Origin of the sequence: Streptococcus mitis, from assembly GCF_003942965.1 — a bacterium.
Classification (GTDB): Bacteria; Bacillota; Bacilli; order Lactobacillales; family Streptococcaceae; genus Streptococcus; species Streptococcus mitis_BH.
In genome coordinates this window covers 21,082-37,939 of the sequence record NZ_RJOG01000019.1, presented here as the reverse complement: position 1 = coordinate 37,939, position 16,858 = coordinate 21,082, and the positions used below count along the sequence as shown (strand labels likewise).

At 39.5% G+C, this 16,858-nt stretch carries 12 protein-coding genes and 1 riboswitch; of the genes, 9 read left to right on the top strand and 3 right to left on the bottom strand.

The window, feature by feature from the left end:
* From D8837_RS06920 to D8837_RS06910, 3 genes are all read left to right on the top strand, one after another.
* Nucleotides 1-982 (top strand): polysaccharide biosynthesis C-terminal domain-containing protein (locus tag D8837_RS06920; RefSeq protein WP_125456590.1); only part of this gene is annotated, 982 nt, incomplete at its 5' end.
* An 11-nt stretch (nucleotides 983-993) separates the two neighbouring features.
* Nucleotides 994-2,097 carry a UDP-galactopyranose mutase gene (gene glf, locus D8837_RS06915; protein ID WP_125456589.1) on the top strand — a complete coding sequence of 368 codons (1,104 nt, stop codon included), beginning with the start codon at nucleotides 994-996 and terminating at the stop codon, nucleotides 2,095-2,097.
* A gap of 200 nt (nucleotides 2,098-2,297) precedes the next feature.
* Nucleotides 2,298-4,277 carry a peptide ABC transporter substrate-binding protein gene (locus D8837_RS06910; RefSeq protein WP_049500306.1) on the top strand — a complete coding sequence of 660 codons (1,980 nt, stop codon included), beginning with the start codon at nucleotides 2,298-2,300 and terminating at the stop codon, nucleotides 4,275-4,277.
* A gap of 97 nt (nucleotides 4,278-4,374) precedes the next feature.
* On the opposite strand, the gene D8837_RS06905 is transcribed toward D8837_RS06910, so the two are convergent.
* The 3 genes from D8837_RS06905 to rnhC all read right to left on the bottom strand — a co-directional run bounded on the left by D8837_RS06905 (nucleotide 4,375) and on the right by rnhC (nucleotide 8,363).
* Nucleotides 4,375-6,744 carry an ATP-dependent RecD-like DNA helicase gene (locus tag D8837_RS06905; protein WP_125456588.1) on the bottom strand — a complete coding sequence of 790 codons (2,370 nt, stop codon included), beginning with the start codon at nucleotides 6,742-6,744 and terminating at the stop codon, nucleotides 4,375-4,377.
* A 119-nt stretch (nucleotides 6,745-6,863) separates the two neighbouring features.
* Nucleotides 6,864-7,478: a signal peptidase I gene (lepB, locus tag D8837_RS06900; protein ID WP_125456587.1), complete on the bottom strand. Its 615-nt coding sequence runs from the start codon at nucleotides 7,476-7,478 to the stop codon at nucleotides 6,864-6,866.
* Between the two features lie 3 nt (nucleotides 7,479-7,481).
* Nucleotides 7,482-8,363: a ribonuclease HIII gene (gene rnhC / locus D8837_RS06895; RefSeq protein ID WP_125456586.1), complete on the bottom strand. Its 882-nt coding sequence runs from the start codon at nucleotides 8,361-8,363 to the stop codon at nucleotides 7,482-7,484.
* An 86-nt stretch (nucleotides 8,364-8,449) separates the two neighbouring features.
* Between rnhC and zapA the strand changes: the two genes are divergently transcribed.
* The 6 genes from zapA (at nucleotide 8,450) to D8837_RS06865 (ending at nucleotide 16,847) form a co-directional block, all read left to right on the top strand.
* A complete protein-coding gene (gene zapA, locus D8837_RS06890; protein WP_125456585.1) occupies nucleotides 8,450-8,752 on the top strand; it encodes a cell division protein ZapA in 303 nt (100 codons plus the stop codon).
* Nucleotides 8,749-9,297 (top strand): CvpA family protein, encoded by a 549-nt coding sequence (locus tag D8837_RS06885; RefSeq protein ID WP_125456584.1) that lies wholly within the window; start codon nucleotides 8,749-8,751, stop codon nucleotides 9,295-9,297. Before zapA ends, D8837_RS06885 begins: the two co-directional genes overlap by 4 nt.
* Nucleotides 9,298-9,514: 217 nt before the next feature.
* A complete protein-coding gene (locus D8837_RS06880; RefSeq protein ID WP_125456583.1) occupies nucleotides 9,515-11,851 on the top strand; it encodes an endonuclease MutS2 in 2,337 nt (778 codons plus the stop codon).
* 163 nt (nucleotides 11,852-12,014) lie between these two features.
* Nucleotides 12,015-12,103: riboswitch (glycine riboswitch) on the top strand.
* Between the two features lie 90 nt (nucleotides 12,104-12,193).
* Nucleotides 12,194-13,516 carry an alanine/glycine:cation symporter family protein gene (locus D8837_RS06875; protein ID WP_024057191.1) on the top strand — a complete coding sequence of 441 codons (1,323 nt, stop codon included), beginning with the start codon at nucleotides 12,194-12,196 and terminating at the stop codon, nucleotides 13,514-13,516.
* Nucleotides 13,517-14,447: 931 nt separating this feature from the next.
* Nucleotides 14,448-16,391 (top strand): BglG family transcription antiterminator, encoded by a 1,944-nt coding sequence (locus D8837_RS06870; RefSeq protein WP_125456582.1) that lies wholly within the window; start codon nucleotides 14,448-14,450, stop codon nucleotides 16,389-16,391.
* Nucleotides 16,392-16,847, top strand: coding sequence for a PTS sugar transporter subunit IIA (locus tag D8837_RS06865; RefSeq protein WP_060936318.1), 456 nt, complete (start codon nucleotides 16,392-16,394; stop codon nucleotides 16,845-16,847).
* Nucleotides 16,848-16,858 lie beyond the last annotated feature (11 nt).

Sequence of the window (16,858 nt, the reverse complement as noted above, 5' to 3'; positions counted from 1 at the left end):
ATTAATTGGAGTAGTTTCTATTTTTGTATTTATTAAAAAAGAATCTGATTTATATTTATATATTTTCTTAATTGTTTTTTATGAGCTATTAGGTCAAGTAATAATGTGGATTCCAGCAAGAAATTGGTTACAAAAACCAGTATTTTCTATGAAAGATAGTATAAAACATCTAAACTCTGTATTTATTTTATTTATTCCTCAAGTGGCAATATCTTTATATGCCTTGTTCGATCGTACCTTACTGGGGGCATTAGTTTCTACAAGAGATGTTGGGATTTTTGAACAAGGAAATAAATTAATTAATCTATTATTGGTAGTTGTTACAACACTTAGTGGAGTAATTTTGCCACATGTTTCCAATTTGATTTCACAAGGTAAAAAGGAAAAAGTAAATCAATTTTATGAATTTTCATTTTTAGTTTATAATACAGTAATTTTTCCACTTATTGCAGGAATGTTAATTGTGAATGATAATTTTGTTCAATTTTTCTTAGGAAGTGAATTTCAAGATGCTAAATATGCCATTATGATTATGGTATGGAAAATGTTCTTTATTGGATGGACGAATATTATGGGGATTCAAATTTTGATTCCACATAATAAACACAAAGAATTTATGGTCTCGACTACGATTCCAGCATTTTTCAGTATTGCCTGTAATCTAGTATTGATTCCGCATTTAGGCTATATTGGTGCAGCAATTACTTCTGTACTGACAGAAAGCGTAGTATGGTGCATTCAATTGTATTATACACGAACTTATCTGAAGGAAGTTCCAATTCTTAGAAATATGTTTAAGATTATTTTAGCGTCTGTGATGATGTATGGTTCGCTGTATTTGCTGAAACCTGTTTTAATATTTGCTCCCGCTCTAAATGTTTTAGTATATGCAATCATCGGCGGAGTAATATATTTAACCATTATTTTATCACTTAAAGTTATCAATCTTGCAGAGCTGAGACAACAGTTTGTTAAAAAATAAAAGGAGAAAAAATGTACGATTATCTTGTTGTTGGTGCTGGTCTCTTTGGTGCAGTCTTTGCCCATGAAGCAGCCTTAAAAGGAAAAAAAGTAAAAGTCATTGAAAAACGAAATCATATCGCGGGTAATATCTATACTCGTGAAGAGGAAGGGATTCAAGTTCATCAGTATGGCGCTCATATCTTCCATACTTCTGATAAAGAGATTTGGGATTATGTGAACCAGTTTGCAGAGTTTAACCGTTATACAAATTCTCCTGTTGCAAATTATAAGGGAGAGATTTATAACCTTCCTTTTAATATGAATACTTTCAATAAACTCTGGGGAGTTGTAACGCCAGCAGAAGCACAAGCGAAGATTGATGAGCAACGTGCGGTTTTAAATGGTAAAACTCCTGAAAATTTGGAAGAGCAGGCTATCTCTCTTGTAGGTACAGACATCTACGAAAAATTAATCAAAGATTATACAGAGAAACAGTGGGGCAAACCAACTACTGAACTTCCAGCCTTTATCATTCGCCGTTTGCCAGTACGTTTGACGTATGATAACAACTATTTTAACGATACCTATCAAGGGATTCCAATTGGTGGATACACTCAAATAGTTGAAAAAATGTTGGATCATGACAACATTGATGTAGAAACAAATGTTGATTTCTTCGCGAATAAAGAGCAATATATGAAGGACTTCCCTAAGATTGTCTTTACTGGTATGATTGATGAATTCTTCGACTATAAGTTGGGTGAACTAGAGTATCGTAGTCTTCGTTTTGAAAATGAGACCTTGGATATGGAAAATTACCAAGGAAATGCAGTTGTCAACTATACAGATGCAGATACCCCATATACTCGTATTATTGAACACAAACATTTTGAGTTTGGGAATCAAGAAAAGACTATCATTACTAAAGAACATTCTAAAACATGGGAAAAAGGTGATGAGCCTTATTATCCAGNAAATAATGATCGTAATAATCATTTGTATAAATCATATAAAAAATTGGCTGATGAGCAAGGGAATGTTATCTTTGGTGGTCGTTTAGGACACTATCGTTATTACGATATGCACCAAGTAATTGGAGCAGCTTTGCAGTGCGTGAGAAATGAGTTAGATTAAAGAATTAAAACTGTCCCCCAGTTGCTTTTTAGAAATATGATTGATAATTCCTTGACTACCTAATGTAGTTGAGGTTTTTTGATATTATTCATATTTTTGCAAAACTGTTGTTTAAAAAATAATTTTCTAAAATTCAGAAAATTCTATTGACAGGACTTTAAAAAGGGTCTATAATGGATAGAAAAACAAAGGAGAATACGATGAAAACAAGGAAAGTATTGGCTCTTGCGGGAGTAACTTTATTGGCTGCAGGTGTCTTAGCGGCTTGTTCTGGTGGTTCTGGTGCTAAAGGTGAGCAGACTTTTGCATTTACCTATGAGACAGACCCAGATAATCTCAACTACTTAACAACTGGTAAGGCAGCGACTGCTGATATTACTAGTAATGTGATTGATGGATTGCTTGAGAATGATAAATACGGGAACCTTATTCCCTCAATGGCAGAGGACTGGTCAGTTTCTAAGGATGGCTTGACTTACACTTATAAGATTCGTCAGGATGCTAAGTGGTATACATCTGAGGGAGAAGAGTATGCTCCTGTTAAGGCTCAGGACTTTGTGACAGGTCTTAAATATGCGACAGATAAGAAATCAGAAGCCCTTTACTTGGTACAAGATTCAATTAAAGGTTTGGACGCATACGCTAAAGGGGAAAATAAAGATTTCTCTCAAGTTGGGATTAAAGCGATTGACGATCAAACAGTCCAATACACTTTGAACAAACCTGAAAGTTTTTGGAATTCTAAAACAACCATGGGTGTCTTGGCACCAGTTAATGAAGAGTTTTTGAACTCAAAAGGGGATGATTTTGCCAAAGCAACAGATCCAAGTAGTATCTTGTACAATGGTCCTTATTTGTTGAAATCTATTGTAACCAAATCTGCTGTTGAATTTGCGAAAAATCCTAACTACTGGGATAAAGACAATGTCCATATTGACAAAGTGAAATTGTCATTCTGGGATGGTCAAGATACTAGTAAACCTGCAGAAAACTTTAAAGATGGTAGCTTAACAGCAGCTCGTCTCTATCCAACTAGTGCAAGTTTTGCAGAGCTTGAGAAAGAGATGAAGGATAATATTGTCTATACACAACAAGATTCTACGACTTATGTAGTGGGGACAAATATTGACCGTCAGTCCTACAAATATACTTCTAAGACTAGCGAAGAACAAAAGACATCTACTAAAAAGGCTCTCTTAAACAAGGATTTCCGTCAGGCGATTGCTTTTGGTTTTGATCGTACGGCCTATGCCTCTCAGTTGAATGGACAAACTGGAGCAAGCAAAATCTTACGTAATATCTTTGTTCCACCAACATTTGTTCAAGCAGATGGTAAAAACTTTGGAGATATGGTCAAAGAAAAATTGGTGACTTATGGGGATGAATGGAAGGATGTGAACCTTGCCGATGCACAAGATGGTCTTTACAATCCAGAAAAAGCCAAGGCTGAATTTGCCAAAGCCAAATCAGCTCTACAAGCTGAGGGAGTACAATTCCCAATTCACCTAGATATGCCTGTTGACCAAACAGCAACTACAAAAGTTCAGCGCGTCCAATCTATGAAACAATCCTTGGAGGCAACTTTAGGAACTGATAATGTCATTATTGATATTCAACAGTTGCAAAAAGATGAAGTACTTAATGTCACTTTATTTGCACAAACTGCTGCTGGCGAAGATTGGGATCTTTCTGATAACGTTGGATGGGGACCAGACTTCTCAGATCCATCAACTTATCTTGACATCATCAAGCCTTCTGTAGGGGAAAATACGAGAACTTATCTAGGATTTGATTCAGGAAAAGACAATGAGGCGGCTAAGAAGGTTGGTCTCAATGATTATGATAAAATGGTCAATGAAGCAGGTGAAGAAACTACAGATGTTACAAAACGTTATAACAAGTATGCCGAAGCTCAAGCTTGGTTGACAGATAGTGCCTTAGTCATCCCAACAACTTCTAAAACTGGTCGTCCAATCTTGTCTAAGATGGTACCATTTACTTTACCTTTCTCTTTCTCAGGTAACAAGGGGACAAGCGATCCGCTCCGATACAAATACCTTGAACTTCAAGACAAGGCAGTCACTGCAGATGAATATCAAAAAGCTCAAGATAAATGGATGAAAGAAAAAGGAGAATCCAATAAAAAAGCGCAAGAAGAACTCGCAAAACATGTGAAATAAAGGAAAAGGAGTTAGCTCGTTTAAGAGCAACTCCTTTTTTGTTAATCCAACTTATTTTACTCTATAATACAAGCAGTTTATTTAATAGAAATATGTATTATAGGTTTCTAAAAATCTCTTTGAGATCTGCGTCTGTAATCCCAATCATGGCTGGGATGCTGTCCCAGTTTTCTTCGGTTAGGATATAAGATTGTTTAGTGGCACTTGATGTGACTGTTTCGGAAACAGCTTGTGTATTTTCTTCAACATTTTCAATTAAATCGCTGAAGCGTTCAATCAGATAGGTTTTTCGGGCAGTTCCGATGTGCTGGGTAGCATAGTCGAAGGCCTGTAATTCACCTAGTAAAATAAGCTTACTTTTGGCGCGTGTAATGGCTGTGTAGATGAGATTGCGCTCCAGCATACGCTTGCTAGCACTAGTAATTGGTAGAATGACAACAGGAAACTCACTTCCCTGAGATTTATGGATACTCATGGCATAGGCCAGGCGAATCTTGTACCATTCGTTACGTGGGTAAGAGACCTCATTGCCATCAAAATCAATGACAATCTCGTCTTGTTTCGATTCGGTATATTTTCCAGGAATCAGGTCTGTGATGGCTCCCAAATCCCCATTAAAGACATTGATTTCAGCATCGTTGACCAAGTGAATGACCTTGTCGCCCTTGCGATAGTGACACTGGGGAGCCTCAAAACTGAGTTGATCTTTTTGTGGTGGGTTCAGAAGGTCTTGCATGAGTTGGTTGATGGTGTCGATACCTGCGGTCCCTCGGTACATGGGAGCCAGAACTTGGATATCACGAGCAGGGATGCCACTTCTGAGAGCAGCGCCTAAGATTTTCTCAATGGTGGCAGGGATATGACCACTAGCAATTTCAAAATAGGAACGGTCTGCTTTTTTCTGGGTGAAATCAGCTGGCAAGAAGCCCTGTCGAATCTGACTAGCTAGGGTAACGATAGTTGATTCTTCGCTTTGTCGGTAAATTTTTTCCAAGCGAGTCTGTGGAATCAAGGGAATATGAAGCAGATCCGCTAGAACCTGTCCAGGACTGACAGACGGCAACTGGTCGCTGTCACCTACGATGAGGATCTTGCTGTCAGAAGAGATGTTGGAGAAGAGTTGATTGGCCAGCCAAGTATCCACCATGGAAAATTCATCCACGATGATAAAGTCGGCATCCAGATAATCTTCCAGATGACTGGTATCATCGTCCCCTGTCATTCCTAAATGGCGGTGTATGGTCGCACTTGGCAAGTCTGTCAATTCATTCATGCGTCGAGCGGCTCGTCCAGTTGGAGCGGCAAGAAGAATCGGCAGGTTGCTTTTTTTCCTGAGGTCAAGTCCTTCTAAAAGGGCGTAAACAGCGATAATCCCATTGATAACAGTTGTCTTACCAGTACCAGGACCACCTGTAAGGATAAAGACCTTGTTCTGGATAGCATCACAGATAGCCTGTTTTTGAATACTATCATACTCAATCCCTAGTTCTTCCTCGACGGTAGAGATATGTTTTTGAATGGTTTCTAGATCCTGGCTCTTCTGTTTTCCTTTTTCAAGGATACGAACCAAGTGACTGCGGATGCCTTCTTCAGCGAAAAAGAGGCTGTTATCAAAGATTTTGGTATCAATCTGCTGAACCTTATCTTCTTCGATCAGGTAGGAGAGTTCTTGAGCCACTTGGCTGGGATCCAGTTCCACGGGACGGGAAGACTCAAGGAGAGTAAGAGTTTGTTCTAGCAAATTCCGTGCTTCAACATAGGTATCCCCTGTTTCCATACAGGCCTGAAAAAGACTATGTACTAGACCGGCGCGGAAGCGTTCAGGAGCCTGACTTTCGATGCCTAGTTCCTCAGCCAATTGGTCAGCAATAGTAAAGCCCAAGCCCTTGATATCCTCAACCAGTTGGTAGGGATAATTTTCAACCACATCAAGGGTTTCTTCCTTGTAAAAGTCTTGAATCTGAAAGGCTAATTTATTGGGAATGCCATAGTTAGCAAGTTTGGCTAAAACCATCTCTGTTCCATAGTTGAGACGAAGAGTGGAGACGAATGCCTCGCGATTTTTTGCAGAGAGTCCTGCAATGCCTTCTAGCTTTTCTGGGTGTTGCAGAATTTCGTCAATGGTATTGTCGCCATAGGTGTCCACGATTTTCTGAGCTGTCTTGAGACCAATTCCCTTGAAATGGCTACTTGAAAAGTACTTGACCAAGCCCTTGCTAGTTGGTTTTGCGCGTTCATAACGACTGATTTGCAGTTGTTCCCCATACTTGGAGTGCTGGACAATTTGTCCCCAAAAAGTATAGTCTTCTCCCTCGATCACGTCAGCCATGGTGCCGGTGACAATGATTTCAAAATTATCAAAATCTTCTGCGTTTGTATCGTCGATTTCTAGGAGGAGGATACGATAAAAATTGCTGGGATTTTCAAAAATAATCCGTTCAATGGTTCCTGAAAAATAAAATTCCATAAACTTCCTTTGCATGAATGGGTGAGAGTTGGGGTTGTTTCTATTTTAGTTAATAAACAATCATATTCTCACGATAGAAGAAGAGGCTGAGATTGTTGATTCTCGGCCTCTTAGTTTTTTTAAAATGTTCCGATACGGGTGATTGGCCAGAAGCGGAATTTAGCTTCTCCTGTGATATCTTTTGCTTTGAAGGTACCTACGTGGCGACTGTCGCTAGAAACCAAGCGATCATCTCCAAGGAGAAGGTATTCTCCTTCTGGGACAGTAAAGCTAAAGTTGGTGTTGTAGTTGACATCAACTGTGAAGGCCTGAGCTTTTTCAGCAATACTTCTAAAGAAAGCACCCTTATTTCCTTCAAATCCACTGCCAGAGTAGGTGCTTTGTAATTTATCGTCCTTGAAACGCTTGATATAGTCAGCTAGGTAAGGTTCGTCTGTTTCTTTGTTATTGATATAAAGCTTATCGTTTTCGTAACGGATGGTGTCACCAGGCGTACCGATAACACGTTTGACGATATCCTTATTACCATTTTCTTCATGGGCTACTACAATATCAAAACGATTAATAGGAAGATGTTTTACAACAAAGAGGATTTCGCCATCTGCCAAAGTAGGATCCATGGAATGTCCCTCTACACGGACGTTGCTCCAAAGGAAGAGACGGCTTAAAACTAGGAGGGTCATAATTAGGATGATTCCTCCCCATTCTTTTAAAAATCGTTTAAATAATTTCATAATTTACCTTTCTAAGCGTTTTTTCGCTTTTTCAGTATTCTTAAAGTGCAGTTTGGCGCAGAAGTCGAGTCCCTGCATACCATAGGCTTGTAAAATCTGGCTAGCTACCTTATCAGAAGCTGTTCCAGCTCCACTTGGAAGCTGATAGCCCAGTTCTCGTCCCAGATTTTCAAGATTTTCCAGAAAGAGATCGCGCGCAATGATAGAAGAAACTGCGACAGCCAAGTATTTGCCCTCGGCCTTTTCTTCTAAGCTGATAGGATTGCTGAAACGATTGGCCTCTTGTGCCAAGTACTTGTCATAATTTTTAGCACTGGTAAAGGCATCAATCACAATTTTCTCAGGCTGAAGACCTTTTTGAAGGAGGAGATAGATAGCCTGATTGTGGAGGGCAACCTTAACCGAAACAGCGTTGTAGCGGTCTCCGATGACCTCGTTGTACTTGCTTGGTGAGAGAAGCAGCGCCTGATGCTGGATTTTTTCCTTGAGGATAGGAGCAATCTGACGAATCTTTTGGTCGGTCAGAGTCTTAGAATCCCCCACACCGAGTTTTCGTAAAAAGGCATGCTGGTCAGGTGTGACAAAGGAAGCCACAACTGCAAGCCCACCAAAGTAGGAACCATTTCCCACCTCATCTGTCCCAATCAAAGGGAAATTTTGTCCGCTGATTTCCTCTGCAACCTGATAGCCAAAGAAACTAGCATATTTCTCAGCTCTTTCACCCTGAAGCAAGACCTTTCCAGAAGTATAGATAGAAACCGTTGCCTGAGGCAGTCTCAAAAAGTAGCGGATATAGGGATTCTTGCTGGGAGCCAGACTGGTTTGATAGTGTTCAAGAAAAGCCTGAATATCCTTTTCGCTTGGTGTGAGTGTTATACTTGCCATAGTTTCTATTGTACCACAAATGCCAGCGAATTGGTAAAAACTGACAAATTTAGCGAAATTTGGTATAATATCGTGAGGTGAATTTTATGGCTAATCTAAATCGATTCAAATTTACATTCGGGAAAAAATCATTAACTTTGACAACCGAGCATGATAATCTTTTTATGGAGGAAATTGCTAAGGTTGCGACTGAAAAATACCAAGCAATTAAAGAACAAATGCCAAGGGCAGACGATGAAACCATCGCTATTTTATTGGCAGTCAATTGTTTGTCAACTCAGCTTAGTCGTGAGATTGAATTTGACGATAAGGAGCAAGAGCTAGAAGAGCTCCGTCACAAGCTTGTGACATGCAAGCAAGAACAGAGCAAGATTGAGGATTCCTTATGATTTCACTCCTTCTTCTATTGGTCTTGGCTTGGGGATTTTATATCGGCTATCGGAGAGGCTTGCTCTTGCAGGTTTATTACCTGATTGCAGCCATGGCATCGGCTTTTATGGCTGGTCAGTTTTACAAAGGGCTTGGAGAGCAATTTCATTTGCTACTCCCGTATGCAAATCCGCGTGAAGGTCAGGGAACTTTCTTTTTCCCATCGGATCAACTCTTTCAGTTGGATAAGGTCTTTTACGCAGGTATCGGCTACTTGCTTGTATTTGGGATTGTCTATAGCATCGGTCGTTTGCTTGGTCTCCTGTTACACTTGATTCCTAGTGAAAAATTGGGTGGCAAGTTGTTCCAAGTTTCAGCGGGTATCTTGTCCATGTTGGTGACCTTATTTGTCTTGCAAATGGTTTTGACAATCTTAGCGACCATTCCCATGGCAGCTGTACAAAATCCTCTTGAAAAGAGTATTGTCGCAAAACACATCATCCAGAGCATACCAGTAACAACCAGTTGGCTCAAACAAATCTGGGTGACAAATTTAATCGGATAAAAAGGGCAGGAATTTTCCTAGCCCTTTGTTTACAGATTGACTAGAATCTATCAGAATGTAAAAAGCTAATACTCTTCGAAAATCTCTTCAAACCACGTCAGCTTTCATCTGCAACCTTAAAACAGTATTTTGAGCAACCTGCGGATAGCTTCTTAGTTTGCTCTTTGATTTTCATTGAGTATACCACACCTAGACATTCAAAAACAAGGAAATAAAGATGAACAAGAAAATATTAGAAACATTAGAGTTCAATAAGGTCAAGGCCTTGTTTGAACCTCATTTGTTGACCGAGCAGGGCTTGGAGCAATTGAGACAGCTGGCTCCGACTGCCAAAGCAGATAAAATCAAACAGGCTTTTGCTGAGATGAAGGAAATGCAGGCTCTCTTCGTAGAGCAACCGCATTTTACTATTCTCGCAACCAAGGAAATCGCAGGAGTCTGCAAGCGATTGGAGATGGGAGCGGACCTCAATATCGAGGAGTTCCTACTCTTGAAGCGCGTGCTTCTTTCTAGCAGAGAGCTTCAAAGTTTTTATGATAATCTGGAAAATGTCAGCTTGGAAGAATTAGGCCTCTGGTTTGAGAAATTACATGATTTTCCGCAATTACAAGGAAATCTCCAAGCATTTAATGATGCAGGTTTCATTGAAAATTTTGCCAGTGAAGAATTGGCGCGAATCCGTCGAAAAATCCATGATAGCGAGAGTCAGGTACGCGATGTCCTACAGGATCTGCTCAAACAAAAAGCGCAGATGTTGACAGAAGGAATCGTTGCCAGCAGAAATGGCCGTCAGGTTTTACCTGTCAAAAACACATACCGCAATAAGATTGCAGGTGTCGTTCATGATATTTCTGCTAGTGGAAATACCGTCTATATCGAACCCCGTGAGGTGGTCAAACTGAGCGAAGAAATTGCCAGTTTGCGAGCAGATGAGCGCTATGAAATGCTTCGCATTCTCCAAGAAATTTCTGAGCGTGTTCGCCCTCATGCGGCTGAGATTGCCAATGATGCTTGGATTATCGGCCATCTAGACTTGATTCGTGCCAAGGTCCGCTTTATCCAAGAAAGACAAGCAGTCGTACCTCTGCTGTCAGAAAATCAAGAGATTCAACTGCTCCATGTTTGCCATCCTTTGGTCAAAAATGCTGTCGCAAATGATGTCCATTTTGGTCAAGATTTAACAGCTATTGTCATCACAGGTCCCAATACAGGTGGTAAGACCATCATGCTCAAAACTCTGGGCTTGACGCAGGTTATGGCTCAGTCAGGGTTGCCGATTTTAGCAGACAAGGGAAGTCGTGTTGGTATTTTTGAAGAAATCTTTGCTGACATTGGAGATGAGCAGTCTATTGAGCAGAGCTTGTCTACCTTCTCTAGCCACATGACCAATATCGTGGATATTCTTGGCAAGGTTAATCAACATTCACTCTTACTCTTGGATGAGTTGGGGGCTGGTACAGATCCTCAAGAAGGAGCTGCCCTTGCTATGGCTATTTTGGAGGACCTTCGCCTGCGTCAAGTCAAGACCATGGCTACAACCCACTATCCAGAGCTCAAGGCCTATGGTATTGAGACAGCCTTTGTGCAAAATGCCAGTATGGAGTTTGATACAGCCACTCTTCGCCCGACTTATCGCTTTATGCAGGGAGTGCCTGGTCGAAGCAATGCCTTTGAAATTGCCAAACGTCTAGGCCTATCTGAGGTTATCGTAGGGGATGCCAGCCAGCAGGTCGATCAGGACAATGATGTCAATCGTATCATTGAGCAGCTGGAAGAGCAGACGCTAGAGAGCCGCAAACGCTTGGACAATATCCGTGAGGTGGAGCAAGAAAATCTCAAGATGAACAGAGCGCTCAAAAAACTCTACAATGAGCTCAATCGTGAAAAGGAAAACGAGCTTAATAAGGCGCGTGAACAGGCTGCTGAGATTGTGGACATGGCCCTAAGTGAAAGTGACCAGATTCTCAAGAATCTCCATAGTAAATCCCAACTCAAACCCCATGAAATCATTGAAGCTAAGGCCAAGCTGAAAAAATTGGCTCCTGAAAAAGTGGACTTGTCCAAAAACAAGGTCCTTCAAAAGGCCAAGAAAAAACGAGCTCCAAAGGTGGGAGATGATATCGTGGTGCTCAGTTATGGCCAGCGTGGTACCTTGACCAATCAACTCAAGGATGGCCGTTGGGAAGCCCAAGTTGGCTTGATTAAGATGACTTTAGAAGAGAAAGAGTTTGACCTTGTTCAAGCCCAGCAAGAAAAACAGGTCAAGAAGAAACAAGTCAATGTTGTGAAACGAACTTCTGGTCGTGGTCCACAAGCCAGACTGGATCTTCGAGGCAAACGTTATGAAGAGGCTATGAATGAGCTAGATGCCTTTATCGACCAAGCCTTGCTCAATAATATGGCGCAAGTTGATATCATCCATGGTATCGGAACAGGTGTCATCCGTGAAGGAGTCACTAAATACCTACAAAGAAACAAACATGTCAAGAGTTTCGGCTATGCCCCGCAAAATGCTGGAGGCAGTGGTGCGACTATTGTCACTTTTAAAGGATAGAAGTATTCCGAGATTTATAAAGTAAAAACTGTTGAACTAATTTTTACTAATAAACACATTGACAAAAGCCAACATTTTTTGTAAAATAAGAATCAATTAAATACCAACACCGAATGAAGTTTAATAGAAGTGGGGAATCGTTTGATTTTCCATGACTGTAAATGGACGGAACTCTGGAGAGACCGTAAAGGCACCGAAGGGGCAAGGCAGGCAACTGCTCAAACTCTCAGGTAAAAGGACAGAGCTAGGATAGACCGCTTTTTAGCATTTATCTAAGCATTCCAGAGTACATGTATCTTGCATGTGCTCTTTCTTTTGGGGTTGAAAAGATAGGAGAAGGAAATGTTAGAATTGCTTAAATCAATCGATGCTTTTGCTTGGGGCCCACCCCTCTTGATTTTATTGGTCGGGACAGGGATTTACCTAACTGCCCGTCTAGGCCTCTTGCAGGTTTTGCGTTTGCCTAAGGCCTTTCAACTCATTTTTACCAAGGATAAGGGGCATGGCGATGTATCCAGTTTTGCGGCCTTGTGTACAGCACTCGCAGCGACAGTTGGTACGGGAAATATTATCGGGGTGGCGACGGCTATCAAGGTCGGTGGCCCAGGAGCCCTCTTTTGGATGTGGATGGCTGCTTTCTTTGGAATGGCTACCAAGTATGCGGAAGGACTGCTAGCTATTAAATACCGTACCAAGGACGACCATGGTGCAGTAGCGGGAGGTCCCATGCACTATATCCTTCTAGGGATGGGAGAAAAGTGGCGTCCCCTTGCTATCTTCTTTGCCCTGGCAGGTGTCTTAGTGGCTTTATTGGGGATCGGAACCTTCACCCAGGTCAACTCGATTACAGAATCTATCCAAAATACAACGACTATTTCGCCAGCTATCACGGCTCTTGTTTTGTCTGTATTTGTAGCGATTGCAGTCTTTGGTGGACTCAAGTCCATTTCAAAGGTTTCAACTACCGTTGTTCCTTTTATGGCTATTATTTATATTTTAGGAACTCTTACAGTTATTTTCTTTAATATCGAGAAAATCCCTGCTACAATCGCTTTAATCTTGACATCCGCTTTTAGTCCGGTTGCTGCGGTAGGTGGATTTGCCGGTGCTAGCATTCGGATGGCTATTCAAAATGGTGTGGCGCGTGGTGTGTTCTCAAACGAATCTGGTTTGGGTTCGGCTCCCATTGCAGCGGCTGCGGCTAAGACAAATGAACCGGTAGAGCAAGGCTTGATTTCCATGACAGGAACCTTTATTGACACCCTCATTATCTGTACTCTGACTGGTTTGACCATCTTGGTGACTGGTGTTTGGAGTGGTGACTTAAATGGGGTTGCCTTGACTCAGTCAGCCTTCTCAACAGTCTTTTCACACTTTGGACCTGCCCTTTTGACCATCTTCCTTGTGCTCTTTGCCTTTACAACGATTCTAGGTTGGAACTATTACGGGGAACGTTGTTTTGAGTTTCTCTTTGGGGTTCGCTTTATCTGGCTCTACCGTGTGGTCTTTGTACTCATGGTCTTGTTGGGAGGATTTATCGAGTTGGATATGGTTTGGATTATCGCAGATATTGTCAATGCCTTGATGGCTCTGCCAAACTTGATTGCTCTCTTAGTTTTATCGCCAGTCGTTATTGCTGAGACTAAAAAGTATTTTGACAAATAGTGGAGTCTGGGACAATAGTGTCTCGATTCTATCAAAAAAAGCAACGGATTTGCCGTTGCTTTTTTGCGTACGACGAGCATGTCGTGCATCTGAGGTGTAAGTCCTCCGTGGGCACCTGCTGCCGGTGAACCCAATAGCGATTCCCAAGCCTGATTATCGTGAGGTAGCGGATTACAACGGTCTGGGGATAGACCGTTTTAAGTCTGACGCTGGAAATAAGAGTCGGCAGAGAAAGGGATAGCGAAATCGTGGCTCTACGAATAGGAACGTGATAGTAAGGCCTATATAGTGGATAAGGGGTCGCGAAACTCTAAAGTCCAAAAATGTAGTCGTAACCTATATACGTAAATCACGAGAGTAATTGAATTCGGACTAAGGTTTGTGTGAAAAAGATAAGAGGCTGGGACAAAAGTCTAACCTTAAATATAAAAAGCGAACAAAAAGGTTTTTCTGACACTCAGAATACTCTTTTTGTTCGCTTTTTTGTTTAATCTATCGATTTTAAAAATTTATAATAAAGAATTCCTAAAATCAAAATCTTTTTGTCCCAGACTCAGACTCTTCCCTTGTTTAGACATCGGTATTAAATGATGAGCTTCCATATATGGTTTATTATTACTCGAGTTAATAAATGTCTCGTGTTCAGCATTAATTTCACATTTCCATTCACTGATCTGCTTAGATAGAATTACTTCATATACTGAATGAGGATATATAGACTTTTTCGAAAAAACTCTCTAAAAAATGTGTCTCAGATATTGACTTTATTCCAATGCGTAATGAAATTAATTCACATAGAAAAATGTACTTCAGTAAGTTCGTTAACTCACTTCTACAACAGATAAGTAAATTTATGTAATTGCTAGCGCTTACAGATTGTGTTATCATAGACATGGAAAGAAGAATGTTAGCTAACAGAAAGGTGATATCCATGAACGAAAGGCAATTAAAACTTGCACGCTTGCTAATTGAACATGATGAATTTTTACCTACTTCTTTCTACAGTAAAAAATTGTCTGTTTCGACTAAAACCGTATTTCAAGATTTAGAAACACTTCGAATTTCCATCCAACCTTACTCTATTGATATAGAACGGTTACCTTCTCTAGGCATCCGCTTATCAGGTGAATATAGTGAAAAAATAAACTTTTTAAAAGAATTAGAAAGTGAGCTTTTACAAGATCAATTGTCACCTATAAATAGAAGGGTCAAAATTATTAAAAGTATATTTTTTGAAGAAAATAAGCCAACACTGGATTCTCTTGCCGAGCAATACTTGGTTAGTAAAACCTCACTCTATAATGATTTGAAAATTATGAATGAAATAATTACAGCAAACAATGTTGAGCTGCTTTCTACAAAGGATGGTTTGACTAGTCAAGGTCAAGAGAATGAGATTCAATTAGCTGCTAAACAGTTAGTAACACATTTCTCAAATTTGATAGAGGAAAAATCTATCAATGTTAAGCTGTATCATTTTTTTGAGAAACAATTAGTGACTCTCGCATCGAAAGTTCTACACAAAAATTTTAGGGAACTCACTGAAAATATTTCTGATTACTATATGGAATCACTTATGACAACTCTTTTGGTTCAATGTCGACGCCTTCAAATGGGTTTTCATGTTGAAGAAGAAGACGATTACTTATTTAGTAGTATACGGCATATGGAAACTTTTGTGGTTGCAAATGAAATGTCTGAAGAGTTATCAAAAGAAACTAAATTGATTTTTAGTGAAGTAGATAAAGATTATTTGTCACGTCAACTTTTTGCCCATCGGGTAACTACTGAAATAAAAGCTAACGATGAAACTTATGTAGATTTGGTGTATCGACTGATTGCAAGAATGAGTAAAATTGAAAAAGTTGATTTGACTCAGGATGAACACCTCTTTAATTCGTTGCTATATCATATACCTGCTATGATTCTTCGGTTAAAAGATGGGATTCATATTGAAAATCCTCTATTGGAGAATATTAGAGATCAGTATTCTGAGCTTTTCAGTATCGTTTGGTATGCATTAGTAATTGTTGAACAACAATATGATGTGATTTTGAATGATGATGAGATTTCATTCATTTTGATTCATTTCCAAATTGCCTTAGATCGTCAATCCAAAGCAAATAATATTATCATTGTTTGTCAATATGGAATGTCTTCAGCTCAATTTATTTTTTCTAAAGTTCGAAAGTTTATCCCAGCTCGTGATAATGTAGAAGTTTCTACAATGGAGCGATTTAACAAAAGTGACAAGGAAAATATTGATTTGATAATCAGCTCAATTGATATTCCTCAATCAAAGATTCCTTTTGTAAAGGTAACACCTTTAGTTAGTGACCAAGATTATATCAAGATTATGGAAGCTTACACAAAATATCTTATCCAAGGGGAATCCTTTGGAATGTCTGGTTCATTAGGTAGTGATTTCAAATCAGAGGTGTTGAATAAATATGTCAGCCTCGAACTAATTAGTTTACAAAATATTTTTTGGGACAAAACTGATTGCTTAAATAGTATGATTGATGAACTAGAAAACCGTAAATTAGTACTACCTACTTTTCGAAAAGCTGTCTTTGAGAGAGAGGAAATCGGAAATACCAATTTGGACAGTGGAGTTGCATTACCTCATGCTAATCCGACAACAATATATAAATCTCATATTTATATTGTCTCTCTTAGAAAAGCGATTAACTGGGGGGGTCGTACCGTCAAATTAATTATTATGGTAAACCTTAATGAAGAAGATTTACACGAAATTCGTGAAGTAGTTGAAGAACTTTACCAATTTATTGATGAAAAAAAGAAAGTTGATGCGCTTGTGAAAATCAAAGATTCCACGCAAATGCTACAAATTTTTAGTACTGGAGGGAACTAAATGTTTTTTGATCAAGAACTTTGTTTGTTTCATATCAAACCTAAAGATCAAACGCAATTATTTGAAAAAATGTATAAAAAGCTTTATCTAGCAGGATGTGTCAAAACAAGTTTTTTAGACGGTATTATGACAAGAGAATCAGAATATCCTACTGGTCTGGAATTTAATAGTGTTGGTTTTGCAATTCCTCATACAGACTCTATACATGTTAACAAATCACAAATTTGTTTTGCATCATTAGACAAACCCGTGGTTTTTCAAGATATGACAGATAAAAATAATAATATAGAAGTCAATTTAGTGTTTATGTTAGCTATGGCAGCACCACATGAACAAGTAGAGACTTTACAAAATTTAATGACCTTATTTACTGATGATCAAAAGGTAAAGCAGTTACGAGAGTTATCATCACAGGAAGAGTTTATCAAATTGCTAAATAATTCTGGTATTTATTAAACCAATCAAGG